Source organism: Vulcanococcus sp. (assembly GCF_044369115.1).
Taxonomy (GTDB): Bacteria; Cyanobacteriota; Cyanobacteriia; order PCC-6307; family Cyanobiaceae; genus Vulcanococcus.
Genome location: NZ_JBIPMN010000056.1, coordinates 1 through 13,932 on the forward strand (window position 1 = coordinate 1; position 13,932 = coordinate 13,932).

At 65.7% G+C, this 13,932-nt stretch carries 14 protein-coding genes and 1 pseudogene; 9 read left to right on the forward strand and 6 right to left on the reverse strand.

Features of this window, described 5'->3' with window-relative positions; all coding sequences use genetic code 11:
• Positions 1-378 (forward strand): annotated as a pseudogene (locus ACIQ2E_RS05955) (class I SAM-dependent methyltransferase); the annotation flags it as partial.
• Here ACIQ2E_RS05955 and ACIQ2E_RS05960 read toward each other — a convergent pair.
• Both ACIQ2E_RS05960 and ACIQ2E_RS05965 read right to left on the reverse strand, forming a co-directional pair.
• The gene (locus tag ACIQ2E_RS05960; protein WP_398327566.1) at positions 371-886 is read right to left on the reverse strand and encodes an inorganic diphosphatase; all 516 of its coding nucleotides are present in this window, start codon (positions 884-886) and stop codon (positions 371-373) included. The pseudogene ACIQ2E_RS05955 and the gene ACIQ2E_RS05960 sit on opposite strands and share 8 nt — an antisense overlap.
• Positions 887-1,262: 376 nt before the next feature.
• Positions 1,263-1,733 (reverse strand): hypothetical protein, encoded by a 471-nt coding sequence (locus ACIQ2E_RS05965; RefSeq protein WP_398327569.1) that lies wholly within the window; start codon positions 1,731-1,733, stop codon positions 1,263-1,265.
• A gap of 190 nt (positions 1,734-1,923) precedes the next feature.
• Between ACIQ2E_RS05965 and ACIQ2E_RS05970 the strand changes: the two genes are divergently transcribed.
• From ACIQ2E_RS05970 to ACIQ2E_RS05985, 4 genes are all read left to right on the forward strand, one after another.
• The gene (locus tag ACIQ2E_RS05970) at positions 1,924-3,753 is read left to right on the forward strand and encodes a proline--tRNA ligase (protein ID WP_398327572.1); all 1,830 of its coding nucleotides are present in this window, start codon (positions 1,924-1,926) and stop codon (positions 3,751-3,753) included.
• 35 nt (positions 3,754-3,788) lie between these two features.
• Positions 3,789-4,196, forward strand: a complete 408-nt coding sequence (gene psb27, locus ACIQ2E_RS05975) for a photosystem II protein Psb27 (protein ID WP_398327575.1) — start codon at positions 3,789-3,791, stop codon at positions 4,194-4,196.
• A gap of 155 nt (positions 4,197-4,351) precedes the next feature.
• Positions 4,352-5,671 carry an adenylosuccinate synthase gene (locus tag ACIQ2E_RS05980; RefSeq protein ID WP_398327578.1) on the forward strand — a complete coding sequence of 440 codons (1,320 nt, stop codon included), beginning with the start codon at positions 4,352-4,354 and terminating at the stop codon, positions 5,669-5,671.
• An 8-nt stretch (positions 5,672-5,679) separates the two neighbouring features.
• Complete coding sequence (locus ACIQ2E_RS05985; protein WP_398327581.1) at positions 5,680-6,687, forward strand: adenosine kinase; 1,008 nt, start codon at positions 5,680-5,682, stop codon at positions 6,685-6,687.
• On the opposite strand, the gene cutA is transcribed toward ACIQ2E_RS05985, so the two are convergent.
• Both cutA and ACIQ2E_RS05995 read right to left on the reverse strand, forming a co-directional pair.
• Positions 6,648-6,968, reverse strand: coding sequence for a divalent-cation tolerance protein CutA (cutA, locus tag ACIQ2E_RS05990; RefSeq protein ID WP_398327584.1), 321 nt, complete (start codon positions 6,966-6,968; stop codon positions 6,648-6,650). The two genes, ACIQ2E_RS05985 and cutA, sit on opposite strands and share 40 nt — an antisense overlap.
• A 20-nt stretch (positions 6,969-6,988) precedes the next feature.
• Complete coding sequence (locus ACIQ2E_RS05995; RefSeq protein ID WP_398327587.1) at positions 6,989-7,786, reverse strand: precorrin-6A/cobalt-precorrin-6A reductase; 798 nt, start codon at positions 7,784-7,786, stop codon at positions 6,989-6,991.
• Positions 7,787-7,818: 32 nt separating this feature from the next.
• Here ACIQ2E_RS05995 and ACIQ2E_RS06000 point away from each other — a divergent pair, with 32 nt between their 5' ends.
• Positions 7,819-8,304 (forward strand): single-stranded DNA-binding protein, encoded by a 486-nt coding sequence (locus tag ACIQ2E_RS06000; protein ID WP_398327590.1) that lies wholly within the window; start codon positions 7,819-7,821, stop codon positions 8,302-8,304.
• 4 nt (positions 8,305-8,308) lie between these two features.
• Here ACIQ2E_RS06000 and ACIQ2E_RS06005 read toward each other — a convergent pair whose 3' ends face one another.
• Positions 8,309-8,596, reverse strand: coding sequence for a hypothetical protein (locus ACIQ2E_RS06005; protein ID WP_398327593.1), 288 nt, complete (start codon positions 8,594-8,596; stop codon positions 8,309-8,311).
• On the opposite strand from ACIQ2E_RS06005, the gene ACIQ2E_RS06010 reads away from it, so the two are divergent.
• From ACIQ2E_RS06010 to ACIQ2E_RS06020, 3 genes are read left to right on the forward strand one after another with little or no spacing between them, the layout of a single operon-like run.
• Positions 8,595-9,140 carry a DUF2854 domain-containing protein gene (locus tag ACIQ2E_RS06010; protein WP_398327596.1) on the forward strand — a complete coding sequence of 182 codons (546 nt, stop codon included), beginning with the start codon at positions 8,595-8,597 and terminating at the stop codon, positions 9,138-9,140. The genes ACIQ2E_RS06005 and ACIQ2E_RS06010 overlap by 2 nt on opposite strands.
• Before the next feature lie 3 nt (positions 9,141-9,143).
• On the forward strand, positions 9,144-10,034 hold the full coding sequence (argB, locus tag ACIQ2E_RS06015; RefSeq protein WP_398327599.1) for an acetylglutamate kinase: 891 nt from the start codon (positions 9,144-9,146) through the stop codon (positions 10,032-10,034).
• Between the two features lie 7 nt (positions 10,035-10,041).
• On the forward strand, positions 10,042-11,166 hold the full coding sequence (locus ACIQ2E_RS06020; protein ID WP_398327602.1) for a DUF3153 domain-containing protein: 1,125 nt from the start codon (positions 10,042-10,044) through the stop codon (positions 11,164-11,166).
• Here ACIQ2E_RS06020 and priA read toward each other — a convergent pair.
• Positions 11,163-13,475 (reverse strand): primosomal protein N', encoded by a 2,313-nt coding sequence (gene priA, locus ACIQ2E_RS06025; protein WP_398327604.1) that lies wholly within the window; start codon positions 13,473-13,475, stop codon positions 11,163-11,165. The genes ACIQ2E_RS06020 and priA overlap by 4 nt on opposite strands.
• Between the last annotated feature and the right edge of the window lie 457 nt (positions 13,476-13,932).

Genomic DNA, 13,932 nt, shown 5'->3' on the forward strand with positions numbered 1-13,932 from the left:
GTGGAGGCTCTGGTGGATGCGCCGGGTATGGCGGGCCGCTTCGCAGGCGCATTGTCGGTGCTGGTGTTGCAGTCGCTCCCGGATGACGGCAGCAAGCTCGCTTTCCTCACTGCCCTGGCCCGCTGCCTGAAGCCCGGCGCCCAGTTGGTGCTGGTGGATCTGATGCAAACCAGTCTTCCCTCCTTGGAGGGCCAGTTGGATCAGGCCTGGCGCGGCTTCCAGCGGGCCAGTGGTCTTGAGGATGCGCTGCTGGAGGGCCTTCATCCCATTGGCCTGGCGCGTCTCACCAGCCTGGTGAATGCGGCAGGCTTCGGTGATCCTGCCCGCGTGTTTCAAGCCTTGGGCTTCGAAGGTTTCCTGCTGCAGCGCCTTAGCTGAGCCCGGCGGCGGTGATGCAGCGCTCCAGCAGGGCTGGAACCGCATCGGCATCGAGCCAGCCGTTGATCTCGATCACCCGGCCTTCCAGGCTTTTGTAGGTGCGGAAAAATTCCGCCACTTCCTCGAGTTGGTTTGCCGCGATCTGGCGAATGCTGCGGATGCCCCGCTGGCGCGGGTCGGCGTCGGGAACACACAGCAGCTTGCCGTCGTGGGCCCCGCAATCCACCATGTCGAGGATGCCGATCGGCCTGGCTGCGATCAGGCAGCCCGCAAAGGTCGGTTCATCCATGATCACCATGGCATCGAGAGGGGCTCCGTCTTCCGCCAGGGTGTTGGGGATGAAGCCGTAGTCGAACGGGTAGCGCACGGAGGAGTGCAACACCCGATCCAGCATCATCAGGCCGGCCTCGGCGTTGTACTCGTACTTATTGCGGCTGCCGGCTGGAATCTCCACCATCAGATTCACCAGCCCTGGCGCCGGTGAGGCCTGCAGGCTGCGCAAGTCCATGGGCCGTGGCTGGAGAGATGGCTGTGGGGACCGGGCGGCGATCGCCAATCACGCTCGCCAGGGGCACGACAAGGGTGCAAAAGGCAACGACGAAACCAAACAGTGGAGCTGCCGTGTGGAACAGGCTGCTTGAACTGTAGAGGGGACTAAAGGGGTCGTCCCCGGAATCAGAGCTCTGGCTAGAAGGCTCAGCTGCGGCTTCGCTGGAAGCCGGGAGCGCTGGTTGATCCGAGGGTCGAGGAGTGGGTTCTGAATCCATGCAGGATGTTGGCGTCATTGCATCGACAGGTTGCGATGCAGCGACCGGTCAACGGATCGGCAACTTATTTCCCTCACCTTGGCATTTCCAGGCCGCCTGGCAAGTGGTGAAAACCGCTCAGGCGGCGGGCCGGGCCTGATCGTGCTGATCCCTGCGGCTCTCCAGGGAGGTGGGGCGACCTTCGGTTTCTCCCAACAAGCTGCGGATCGCACGCAGTTCCTCCAAGATCGAGCCCAGCAGCTGTTGCGTGGCCGTTGAGGGCGAGTTGAGCACCTCAACGGTGACTTCTTTGATCCGCAGCACATCGCGTGCAAAGCGAGCGACTTCGTTGGGGTGGAACAGCAGCGGGTCTTTTTGGTCGCTGCGGTATTCCGGATTGAGTTTGCGGGGATTGAAGGGAGGGTTGAGATTGCGCGGATCGGTGTTGGTGTAGCGGTAAACCGAGGCGCGGGATCGGTTCAGGCAGCGCTGAACTTCGTCGATGCCGATCAGGTTGTCGCTGCTTTCGCCAGCAGGCGCCTCGGCGTGCGTGCTGGTGAACTGTGGGCCAGTGAACTGTGCCCCACTGATCTGTGCGCCTCCGCCCATTGCCGTTGCGACCGAATGGGCTTGCATGAGACCTGGATGCGACAGATTGGACGTCTTGCGGAAGTTAGCAGAGTTTTCGCTGCCGAACTGGAAATCTTTCTGCTTTCATCCCTGCGGTGTGGCGCTTCCGCAGCCGGTTGGGGCCTGAGCTCGGTGGTAGCTTCCGGCCTCCTTCGCAGCTGAGCATCCCATGCGCGTCTCCCGCCTGATGCTGGTGACGCTTCGGGATAACCCCGCCGAAGCCGAGATCCCCTCCCACAAGCTGTTGCTGCGTGCGGGCTACATCCGCCGCGTGGGCAGTGGCATCTATGCCTATCTGCCATTGCTCTGGCGGGTGCTGCAGAAGATCTCCGCGATCGTGCGCGAGGAACTGAACGCCACCGGAGCACTCGAAACCCTGCTGCCCCAGCTGCAACCTGCCGAGCTCTGGCAGCGCAGTGGCCGTTGGGCCGGCTACACCGCCGGCGAAGGGATCATGTTTCACCTCGAAGACCGTCAAGGCCGTGAGCTCGGCCTAGGCCCCACCCATGAAGAGGTGATCACCGCGCTGGCTGGGGATCTGCTGCGCTCCTACCGGCAGCTGCCGGTGAACCTGTATCAGATCCAGACCAAATTCCGCGATGAGATCCGGCCGCGTTTCGGCCTGATGCGGGGGCGTGAATTCATCATGAAAGACGCCTATTCCTTTCATGCCGATGAGGCCTGCCTGAAGCACACCTACGCGGCGATGGACCAGGCCTACCGGCGCATCTTCAGCCGTTGTGGCTTGCGGGCTGTGGCCGTGGAGGCGGATAGCGGCGCCATTGGCGGCTCCGCCAGCCAGGAGTTCATGGTGACGGCCGAGGCCGGCGAAGACCTGATCCTGGCCAGTGGCGACGGCCGCTATGCCGCCAACCAGGAGCGTGCGGTGTCAATGCCGGCTGACGCGGTTCCTCTGCCTGGTGGGGCCCGGGCCGGCGGCCTTGGCGACGACCTGCCCACCCCTGCTCAGAGTGCAATTGAGGTGCTCTGCAGCGCCCATGGCTTTGATCCCAGTCAGACCGTGAAGGTGTTGCTGTTGTTGGCTCGCTTCGAAGACAGTTGCCAGCAGCCGCTGCTGGTGAGCCTGCGCGGCGATCAGCAGCTGAATGAAGTGAAACTGGCCAACGCCGTGAGTGCTCGTTGCAGCGCCGATCACGGCACGCTGTTGGAGATCGGCCCGCTCACGGCGGAAGCGGCGGCCAAGGAGGGGCTCGCGCCGATTCCCTTCGGCTTCATGGGGCCGCACCTGGAGGATGCGGTGCTGGCTGGTGCCCGCGGCTGGCAATCCCGTTTTCTGCGCTTGGCGGACGCCACCGCCACCGCGCTGGAGAGTTTTGTGTGTGGGGCCAACAGCCTCGATACCCACCGGGTGGGTGCGAGCTGGGGTGCCCTCTGCCCGGCGCCTGAGAGCCTGGATCTGCGGGCAGCGCAGCCGGGTGATCGCTGCCAGCACGATCCTGAGCAGCAGCTGCAGGCCAGCCGCGGCATCGAGGTGGGCCACATCTTCCAGCTGGGCCGCAAGTATTCCGCCGCCCTCGAGGCCACCTTCACCAACGAAGCCGGTCAGGAGGAGCCTCTGTGGATGGGTTGCTACGGCATTGGCGTCTCGCGCCTCGCCCAGGCCGCTGTGGAGCAGCACCACGATGCCAACGGCATCTGCTGGCCCACCGCCATCGCTCCCTATGAGGTGATTGTGGTGATCGCCAACGTGGCTGATGCCCCGCAGTTGGAGCTGGGTGAAGAGCTTTATGCCGCCTTCCAGGCTGCCGGCATCGATGTGCTGCTGGATGACCGCAGCGAGCGCGCCGGTGTGAAGTTCAAGGACGCCGATCTGCTGGGCATTCCCTGGCGGGTGGTGGTGGGCCGAGGCGCTCCTGATGGACAGGTGGAGCTGGTGCAACGCACCAGCGGCGAGCGCAGCGACGTTCCGGCGACAAAGGTTCTCTCCCAGCTGCAGGTGCATTTGGAGCGTGAACGAGCCGGGCTGCTCTCAGCCTGACGCCATAGGATCCGCCCAACCCTTGCAGGAACTCCATGGCGGCTGGTTGGCGTCAACTCAAAGCAGCCGTCATGGCGGTGTGCCTGTGCCTCTGCCTGATGCTCACAGCCTGCTCCGGCGGAGGACCCCTCACGGGCAACTACGTGGAAGACACCGTGGCTGTCGCCGACACCCTGATGGCCACTATTGCTCTGTCCGCGGATGATCCCGGCCGCAGCGAAGCGGAAACCTCAGCGCGCACGCTCATCAACGACTACATGGCCCGTTATCGGCCGCAGCCGAAGGTGAACGGCCTGGCATCATTTACCACGATGCAAACCGCGCTGAATTCCCTGGCGGGCCATTACGCCAACTACCCCAACCGTCCGGTGCCTGACGCTCTTCGCGATCGCGTTTCGAAGGAGCTCAAGAAAGCGGAAACCGGAGTGGTTCGCGGTGCCTGACCCCAGGCAGTGTCCCAACGTTAATCGCGTTGCAACAGCGGCCTGCGGGCCGCTTTTTTTGTGTCAACACGCTGCATCTGGTGCCGGCACTTTGACGGAGGGCAGCCCGATCTGAGATCCTCTTTGTTTGTGCTTAGAAGCGGCTGCGGGCCGCTGTGTCCTTGGCCAACGTCGTCGTCATCGGTGCGCAATGGGGTGACGAGGGGAAGGGCAAGATCACCGATCTCCTCAGCCGCTCCGCCGATGTGGTGGTGCGTTACCAGGGTGGCGTGAACGCCGGCCACACCATCGTTGTGGACGACAAGGTGCTCAAGCTGCACCTGATCCCCTCCGGCATCCTCTATCCCGACACCGTGTGCTTGATCGGCTCGGGCACCGTCGTGGATCCCAAGGTGATGATCGGTGAGCTCGACATGCTCGCCGAGAACGGTATTGCTGTGGATGGCTTGCGCCTTGCCTCTACAGCCCACGTGACCATGCCCTACCACCGCCTGCTGGATCAGGCGATGGAGAAGCAGCGGGGCGATCGGCGCATCGGCACCACGGGCCGGGGCATCGGTCCCACCTATGCCGATAAGTCGCAGCGCAACGGCATTCGCATCATCGACATCCTCGATGAAGCGCGCCTTCGGGATCGCCTCGCCGGTCCACTGGCCGAGAAAAACGAAACCCTCCAGAAGCTCTACGGCCTCGAGCCGCTCGATTTCGAGGCGGTTGTGGCCGAATACGTGGCCTATGGCCAGCGGCTGGCACCCCACGTTGTGGATTGCACCCGTGCCATCCACCAAGCGGCGCGCGCCCGCCAGAACATCCTGTTCGAGGGTGCCCAGGGCACGCTGCTCGACCTTGATCACGGCACTTATCCCTATGTCACCTCGTCCAACCCGGTGAGCGGCGGTGCTTGCATCGGTGCCGGCGTTGGCCCCACTCTGATCGACCGCGTGATTGGCGTAGCCAAGGCCTACACCACCCGGGTGGGTGAAGGCCCCTTCCCCACGGAGCTGGAGGGCAGCCTCAACGACCATCTCTGCGATCGCGGCGGTGAATACGGCACCACTACCGGCCGTCGCCGCCGCTGCGGTTGGTTCGATGGGGTGATTGGCCGCTACGCCGTTGAGGTGAACGGTCTTGATTGCCTCGCGATCACCAAGCTCGATGTGCTCGATGAGCTCGATGAGATCCAGGTTTGTGTGGCTTATGAGCTCGATGGCCAGCGCATCGAGCATTTCCCCAGCTCGGCTGAAGACTTCGCTCGCTGTCAGCCGATCTTTGAAACCCTGCCTGGCTGGCAAACCTCCACGGCTGATTGCCGCAAGCTCGAGGATCTGCCCCCCACGGCCATGAGCTACCTGCGTTTCCTGGCTGAGCTGATGGAGGTGCCGATCGCGATCGTGTCGCTCGGTGCCGACCGCGATCAGACGATCGTGGTGGAAGATCCGATCCACGGGCCCAAGCGGGCTCTGCTCAGCCGCTGATCCCTCTGATGGCCCTAACCAAAACCCTCGACGTTGTCGGCATCGGCAACGCCATCGTTGACGTGCTCGTGCACGCCGACGACGACCAGCTCGACAACCTGGAGCTCACCAAGGGCACCATGGCCCTGGTGGATGAAGAGCAAGCAGAGCGGCTGTATTCCAGCGTTGGCCCTGGCCTGGAAACCTCCGGCGGTTCCGCTGCCAACACCCTGGCGGGCATCGCTCAGCTAGGCGGCCGCGCTGGCTTCATCGGCCGGGTGCGCAATGACCAGCTCGGCACCATCTTTGCCCACGACATCCGCTCGGTGGGCGCCCGCTTCGACACACCGGCTGCCACGGAAGGGCCATCGACGGCGCGCTGTTTCATCCTCGTGACCCCGGATGCGCAGCGCACGATGTGCACCTATTTGGGTGCCTCGGTGGGGCTCGATCCCGGCGATCTCGATCTCGAGATGGTGGCCCAGGCGAAAGTGCTGTATCTCGAGGGCTACCTCTGGGACAGCGATGAAGCCAAGCGCGCCTTCATCGCCGCCGCTGAAGTGGCCCGCGCCAATGGCGCTGAGGTGGCCCTGAGCCTCTCCGATGCCTTCTGCGTGGAGCGCCACCGCGACAGTTTCCAGGAGCTGGTGGATGGCCATGTGGACATCCTGTTTGCCAACGAGATGGAGATCACCTCCCTCTACAAGGCCAACAGCTTCGAGGAGGCGGCCGAACAGGTGCGCGGCCGTTGCCGCATCGCAGCCCTCACCCGCAGTGAGCTGGGTTCCGTGATCCTCAACGGCAGCGGCACCCACGTGATCGAGCCGGTGAAGCTCGGCCCCCTGGTGGACACCACGGGTGCCGGCGATCTCTATGCCGCTGGTTTCCTCCACGGCCACACCCAAGGTGAATCCGTGGAAACCTGCGGGCGCCTCGGGTCGCTATGCGCGGGTCAAGTGGTGACCCAGCTGGGTCCCCGGCCCCAGGTGGATCTGCGTCAGCTGATGGCACAGCACTCGCTCAGCCAGGCCGCGTAGGCCTCACCGGCTCCGGCCGGCCAGATCAGCCATTGCGGCGTGCTGTAGCTGTGCAGCTCCCGCACCGCCTCCTCCAAGGCTGCCGCAAGGGTTGGGTGGCTTTTGATCAGCACCTGCACCTCGTTGCTCCTCTCGATCTGCCCCTGCCAGCGGTAGATCGAGGTCACCGGTTTGAGGGCCACGCAGGCGGCCAGCTGCCGCTCCACCAGGGTGGATGCGAGCTGCTCCGCAAGCTGCTGGTTGGCTTCTGTGGTGAGGGCCAGGATCGCGGAGTTAGCCAATGGTGTGATCCAGACGGGGCTCAGGGTTGGCCCAGCTTCTCCAGCAGAGCCGCCATCGGCAACCCGGGGGCATCGGTTGGCCGGCGCAGCAACAGCAGCGGTAGCTGCAGCCGCCAGCACACCTGCCGCCAGATCTGCTCGCTGCGGCCGCCCCCCTGGCGGCAGAGCACCCGATCGATCTGCCAGCGCCGGCAGAGCGCTTCTTCCAGCTGGCCTTCGCCGCTGGTATCCGGCCGCAGGCAGGCGATGTGGTGATCGGGCAACCCGGCGGCTCGCGCGGCCTGGAGGCTGCCGGGCTGATCTAGCACCCGCGCAAAGTGCCGGCAGTGCGGGGTGGCGGCGATGGCTGCCGGCAGCTGGCGGGCGCCGATAGCCAGCAGCAGATGTTCTCCAACCAGCTTCAGGCCGCTCAGGGCTTCAGTCTGCTCCAGCAGCGCTAGCTGCTCACCAGGCCGGGTTTCACTGGCTTCGCGTCGATCCAGCCGCAGCAGCGGTTGATCGAGCTGGCGGCAGAGCCTCTCCAGCCTGGCACTGATCTCCAGCGCAAAGGGATGGGTGGCATCCACCACCCAGCGGGGCGCCAGCTGCCGCAACTGCTGCTCGAGCTCGGCATCGCTGCTGCAGGTGCCCACCTGAAAGTGCAGGCTTGGGTGTGGGCGGTAGGCCCGCGTGGCTGCAGCGGTGACCACGCTCACCAGTACCTGCCAGCCCCGAGCTAGTAGGGCTTGGGCCAGGGGCGGCCCTTCGGCCGTGCCGGCGAACAGCCACACCCACTGTTCAGCGGGAAGGGCCCTCTGGTGCAAAACCGGCCCGTGCATCAGGATGTGGCCCCTTGCCTGTGAACGCTGCCGTGAACCATTGCTTGCTGGAGGTGGAGGTGCTGGAGGCGCCCCAGGTGCGCTACACCCAGGACAACCAAACTCCGGTTGCGGAGATGTCGGTGCAGTTCGATGGGCTTCGCCCCGATGATCCGCCGGGGCAGCTGAAGGTGGTGGGTTGGGGCAGCCTCGCGCAGGACCTGCAGAACCGTGTACAGGTGGGGCAGCGCCTAATGGTGGAAGGCCGGCTGCGCATGAACACCGTCACCCGTCAAGACGGGGTGAAGGAAAAGCGCGCTGAGTTCACCCTCTCGCGCCTGCATTCGGTTGGCGGCAGCAGCGCTGGCGCCCCCATGGCGGCGAGTGCCGCTGCACCCATGGCTGCTAGCCGCCCTCCCGCCGCGGCACCTGTTCGCGCGGCAGCGCCGGCTCCCGTGGCACAGCCAACCCCCCCGGCTTGGAATGCCTCTCCGCTGGTGCCCGATCTGCCCGAGGGTGAGGACGAGATTCCGTTCTGATCGCTCAGCGGTTGCCGCCCAGGTTGAGCTTCTCCTGGGCCTGCTCGAGCACCTGCCCCAATTCCCGCTCGAGGGCGGCCAGGTCGAGCCGCAGCTCCGGCCAGCGGCCCCCATCGATCTGTTGCAGAAGCCAGAGCCGATCGGCGCGCAGCCGCTCCACCAATTCGGCGGTGCTCACCTCTTCGCTGCTGACATCTTCGCTGCTGCAATCTTCGCTGCTGAAATCTGCAGTGCCGGGCTCTTCACTGCTCGGCTCTCCGGCGCTGCCCGCGCTGACCGAAGATGAGGCCATGCTTTCCATCGTTTCCCCCGGCAGCCTAGTCACGATTGCCGGGGCCTCCCTCTCGGTGATCGGCTGGATCGGCTACGCCACCGGCAACCCCAATCTCAGTCTGCCCACGATCTTCTACGGGATTCCGATCCTGCTGGGGGGCTTGGCGCTGAAATCCTCCGAGTTGCCCCCGGCGCAGTTGGTGCCCCCCTCCGCGGAAGCCACCGCTCTGCGCGATGCGCCCGCGAGCCAAACCCTGCGCAAGTTGGTGAAGGATGTGACCCGTTGGCGCTACGGGCAAAAAGCCCATCTTGAGAGTTCCCTTGAAGCCCTCAAGCTTTGGGATGAGGACGCACCGCCCCAGCTCGAGAGCGTGACCGAACTGGCTGTGGAGGGGCGCTATGGGCTGGCGATGCGCTTCCGCACCGAGGGCGTTCCGTATGAGCGTTGGCAGGAAAAGCGCGAGCGCCTGGGCCGTTTCTTTGACAAGGGGCTTGAGGCTCGTCTCAGCCAACCTGCCAGCGGTGAATTGCTGCTCGAACTGCTACCCGTCCAGACCGCTTGATTGATGTCCATCTCTATTGAGCACGATCGCAGCGATGCCCTGAGGGTGTCGGTTCTCAGCGAAGCCCTTCCTTACATCCAGCGTTTTGCCGGCCGCCGTGTGGTGGTGAAGTACGGCGGGGCGGCCATGGTGCGGGCGGATCTGCGCGATGCGGTGTATCGCGATCTGGTGCTGCTCGCTTCCGTGGGCGTGAAGCCCGTGGTTGTGCATGGCGGTGGACCTGAGATCAACGACTGGCTCGGCCGGCTGCAGATCGAGCCCCAGTTCCGCAATGGCTTGCGGGTCACCACCCCTGAAACCATGGATGTGGTGGAGATGGTGCTGGTAGGCCGGGTCAACAAGCAGATCGTGAATGGTCTCAACCGCCTGGGTGCTCGTGCCGTGGGCCTCTGCGGTAGCGATGGTGCCCTGGTGCGGGCCCGCACCTATGGCGACGGCAGCAATGGCCTGGTGGGCGACGTGGCGGCGGTGGATCCCTCAGTGCTCTTCCCGTTGCTGGATTCGGGCTACATCCCTGTGATCTCTTCGGTGGCGGCCGATGCCGATGGCCAGGCCCACAACATCAATGCCGACACCGTGGCGGGTGAACTGGCGGCAGCCCTGCAGGCCGAGAAGCTGATCCTGCTCACGGATACCCCCGGCATCCTGCAGAACCGCGAGGATCCCGCCTCGTTGATCCGCTCGGTCACCCTGTCTGAGGCGCGGGGCCTGATCGCCAGCGGTGTGGTGGCCGGTGGCATGACCCCGAAAACCGAATGCTGCATCCGCGCCCTGGCCCAAGGCGTGTCGGCGGCTCACATCGTGGATGGCCGTACCCCCCACGCCCTGCTGCTGGAGGTCTTCACCGACGCCGGCATCGGCACGATGGTGGTGGGCAGCACCCAGCCTCGCTAGCCGGTCCGTGCAGCAGCCTGAGTTCGATTCCCTCGACGCGCTCAGCGAACCAGCCCGTTTGGCGCTAGAGCGGGGTGACTATGGCCGCTGCCAGCAGCTCCTGGTTCCCCTGATGGAGCAGTATCCCGCCAGCAGCCCCTTCGGTGGGCAGCTGCGGTTGCTCTTGGCCACGGCCCAGATGGGGCAGGGCAACAGCGCTGCTGCTGCTGCCACCTGCCGCAGCCTGCGGGCTTGCCGCGATGCCAGCTTGCGCAGTCAGGCCAAAGACCTGCAGGAGGTGTTGGAGGCTCCAGCTTTGGAGCGGCCGCGGGAGTGGTCGATGACCTTGCCGCCGCTGGGAGAGGTGCAGCCCTTGGAGGGGCAGGTGCAGGCGCTGGCGCGCCGCCGCCGGAAGCTCCCACCGCCACCGCCTGCTCCCCCAACCGGACCCACCAGCGCGCCCCTCGGGTTTGCCCTGCTGGCGGTGGTGCTGCTGCTGCTCACGGTCCTGCTCGGGGGGTGCGTGGATGTGGATACCTCGCTGCGTTTCACCGCACCTGGACGCCTGCAGATCAGCCAGACCAGCCAATCGAGCACCGGGCATCCGTTGCCGTGGCAGCAGCAGCTGGCTGCTTCTCTCCAGTCCACCCGCTGGACGCTGCGCCAAGACCATGGCCAATTGAGCCTGAAGGCACCGGCGCTTCCCGCTCAGCAGGCCCTCGATCTGCTGGCAGCCACCTTTGCGCAGGGGGCTGCCCTCGCTGCGGTGGAACTGCCCCCGCCTCAATTCAGCCTGCGGGAGCGCAACTGGTTGCTGGGGGTGAGGCAGGAGTTCCGCTGCAGCCTCGACCTGCGGAGTGTGCAGGCCTTGCCTGGGCTGGATCTGAAACTGACGCTCGCCCCCTTGCCCCAGCGGGCGATCCGCAAGGTTGAGCCCCATGCGGTGCAGGCCCTGCCAGCGCGTCAGGGCCGCCCCTCCACTCTGGTCTGGCCGTTGCAGCCCGGTGCCCTGAACCAGCTGGAGCTGTCGTGCTGGCGTTGGAGCCGCCTGGGGGTGGGAGCAGTGGTGATTGCGCTGCTGTTGGGCTTGGTGGCCCTGCTGCAACGGCTCAAGCTGGCAGCTGGCTTTGGCCTGCCCCAGTTGCCCGCCTAGAGCTCCAGCGGATCAGGATCGATCGCGAGTGAGACATCCCGCGGCAGCAGTGAACGAAGCTCGCTTTCCATCGGCACGGGCAGCAGCCCATTCGCGGGCCCACGCAGCAGCAGCTGCCAGCGGCAGTTGCCGGCCACCCGTGCCACCGGTGCTGGAGCCGGCCCGATGATCAGCCAGCCCAGCGCTTCGCTGCGGGGGCGGATGTGCTCTGCCAGCAGGGAAGCAGCGGTTGCCGTGCGGCTGGCGGAGGGCCCTGCCAACCGCAGCAGGCAGGCCCGGCTGAAGGGCACCAGGGCGGCGGACTTCCGCTCCGCCAATTCCTCCCGCAGAAAGGCCTCGTATCGCCCATCCACGAGATGGCGGATCACCCGGTGCTCTGGGCTGTAGGTCTGCACCAGCACCTCACCAGGTCTTTCACCCCGCCCAGCCCGGCCCGCCAGCTGCAGGAGCAGCTGCAGGCACTCCTCGGCGGCCCGTAGATCGGGGCGATGCAGCAGGCCATCGGCGGCGAGTACTGCGGCGAGCGTGACCTGGGGTAGATCCATCCCCTTGGCCAGCATCTGGGTGCCCACCAGCACATCCGCTTCGCCGGCGGCAAAGCGCTCTAGCAGGAGTCGGTGGCCATCGCGGCCGCGGGTGGTGTCGCGATCGAAGCGCAGCAGCCGCAGCCCTTCCAGCTCCTGCTCCAGGTGCTCCAACACCTGTTGCGTGCCGGCGCCGAAGGGCTTGAAGGCTGTGGAGCCGCAGGCCATGCAGCGTGAACGGATCTCAGCGCGGTGGTCACACCAGTGGCAGCGCAGCCAGGAGCGCTCCCGCTGGCGGTGCACCGTGAGGGCTACATCGCAGTGGGGGCACTGCACCACCTCACCGCAGCTGCGGCAGCTCAGAAAGCTGCTGTAGCCGCGGCGTGGCACGAGCACCACCGCCTGGCCGCCGCTGCCGGGCAGGGCCTCGAGGCGCTCCATCAACGGGCGGCTCACCAGGCGCCGGTGTCCCTCTGCCAGCTCCTGCCGCATGTCCACCACGTGCACGGGCGGAAGCGCCCGCCCTCCGATGCGCCGCGGCAGCTGCAGCAGCTGGCAGCGGGGTTGCGGCCCCTCGCAGGCCATCCAGGTTTCCAGACTCGGGGTGGCGGATCCGAGCAGGAGGCGCGCGCCGCAGGCTTGAGCTCGCAGCGCCGCCACATCCCTGGCGTGGTAACAGGGCATCGGGCTGTCCTGCTTGTAGGAGCGGTCGTGCTCCTCATCCAGCACGATCAAACCCAGGTTGTTGAGGGGGAGAAACACCGCGGAGCGGGTTCCCACCACCAGCAACGGCTCGCCGTCCTGCAGGCAGCGGCGCCAACTGTCGATGCGCTGGCCGTCGCTGCAGCCCGAGTGGTACTCCACCACCCGATCGCCAAAACGACGCCTGCAGCGATCCAGCAACTGGGGAATCAGGCCGATTTCTGGGGTGAGCACCATCACCGAGCGCCCCTGCTCCAGGTGTTGTGCAGCGGCCTGGAGATACACCTCCGTTTTGCCCGCTCCCGTGACGCCCCACAGCAACAGCTGTTGGCCGGGGCCTGCGGCGTTGAGGGCGTTCAGGGCGACCTGCTGGTCTTGGGTGAGGGGTTGCGGCTGCTCCAGCACAGCGCTGGCCAAGCTGCCGCTGGCAGATCGGCCACTGAAGGCGCGCGAGCCGCGGCTGATCAACCCCCGCTTCACCAGCGCATCGGCCACGCTGCGGCCCACCCCCACCTGGCTGAGCACCTGCTGCTGCCAACCGCAGCCGCTCTGGGTTTGCAGGTGTTTGAGCAGTTGCGCTTGGCTGGGGCTGAGCTCGCTTGGGCATTGGCTGCGGCCGGGATCGGTGAGTTCAAGCCACAGCTGCTGGCGCCCGCCGCGGGCTTTGCCGATTTTGCGTTGCCCAAGCCAGCCTGGCGGGAGGGCTGTTTTGAGCGTGCGAAACAGGCTGGTGCGGCACTGCTGCGCCACCGCTTCGATCAACTGCTGCCAGCCGGGATCCACGGCGGCGCTTTGGTGCAGCGATTCGATCGGCTGGAGCTGGCGGCTGGAGAGCTCGCGTGGGGGGGCGTTGAGAAGCTCCACCACAAGGCCGATATGGCGCTGGCCGCGCAGACGCACCTGCACCAGATCGCCGCAGCCCAGTTCGAGAGCCTCGGGATTGGTGTAGGTGAACACCTGGCCCTCCCGGCCCGCTTCAAGCCATACCTGCAGCCATCGGACGGCCCTGCGATCCTGCTGGGGGTTCACGTGCGGGGGCTCGCTCGCTGAACTGTCGCCCAGGCTTGCAGAGCTGACAGCCATTTCTTAAGATGGGATTGTTGAACAGTCCAGAGGGCTGTAGTCGGAACCCGGCAGAGTTCCGTCCAGCGGGAAGATCCGAGGTTCGCCAGTCTTTGTCCTGAGCGCCCGGTCTGCGACCACCCCTGACAGCGTTGCCTGGGCTTCTGCCCGCCAGTTCCAGCTTCCGTCAGCCCGCTTCCCGCCCACCGTCCCCGCCCACCGTATTGAAAGTCCGGGGATTCGCTCCTCCTGCTTGCTTCAACCCTGAATCTGAGCACCTGTCCGCCCAAGAGTCGTTTGGCTCATGGTCCGATTGGTGAAAACCGTTGAGAGCACCAGGCTGAGCGATCCCTCCCGTTGTCGCCCGAACTGTCCTTGGAGCTGCTGAACCCTGGGTACGGCAGTTAATCGAATTGGTTGGTGTGAATCCTGTTTCGACCCACCACTCCCTCGTCTCCTGATTCGGGTTTGTCCTGTT

What these genes read in the sequence shown, in the direction of transcription:
- ACIQ2E_RS06010 (WP_398327596.1), top strand. Translation starts at nt 8,595, where the DNA reads ATGCTTTCCATCGTTTCCCCCGGCAGCCTAGTCACGATTGCCGGGGCC.
- priA (WP_398327604.1), bottom strand. Translation starts at nt 13,475, where the DNA reads ATGGCTGTCAGCTCTGCAAGCCTGGGCGACAGTTCAGCGAGCGAGCCC.
- ACIQ2E_RS05965 (WP_398327569.1), bottom strand. Translation starts at nt 1,733, where the DNA reads ATGGGCGGAGGCGCACAGATCAGTGGGGCACAGTTCACTGGCCCACAG.
- ACIQ2E_RS05985 (WP_398327581.1), top strand. Translation starts at nt 5,680, where the DNA reads ATGGCCCTAACCAAAACCCTCGACGTTGTCGGCATCGGCAACGCCATC.
- ACIQ2E_RS06005 (WP_398327593.1), bottom strand. Translation starts at nt 8,596, where the DNA reads ATGGCCTCATCTTCGGTCAGCGCGGGCAGCGCCGGAGAGCCGAGCAGT.
- argB (WP_398327599.1), top strand. Translation starts at nt 9,144, where the DNA reads ATGTCCATCTCTATTGAGCACGATCGCAGCGATGCCCTGAGGGTGTCG.
- ACIQ2E_RS05960 (WP_398327566.1), bottom strand. Translation starts at nt 886, where the DNA reads ATGGACTTGCGCAGCCTGCAGGCCTCACCGGCGCCAGGGCTGGTGAAT.
- ACIQ2E_RS05995 (WP_398327587.1), bottom strand. Translation starts at nt 7,786, where the DNA reads ATGCACGGGCCGGTTTTGCACCAGAGGGCCCTTCCCGCTGAACAGTGG.
- psb27 (WP_398327575.1), top strand. Translation starts at nt 3,789, where the DNA reads ATGGCGGCTGGTTGGCGTCAACTCAAAGCAGCCGTCATGGCGGTGTGC.
- ACIQ2E_RS05970 (WP_398327572.1), top strand. Translation starts at nt 1,924, where the DNA reads ATGCGCGTCTCCCGCCTGATGCTGGTGACGCTTCGGGATAACCCCGCC.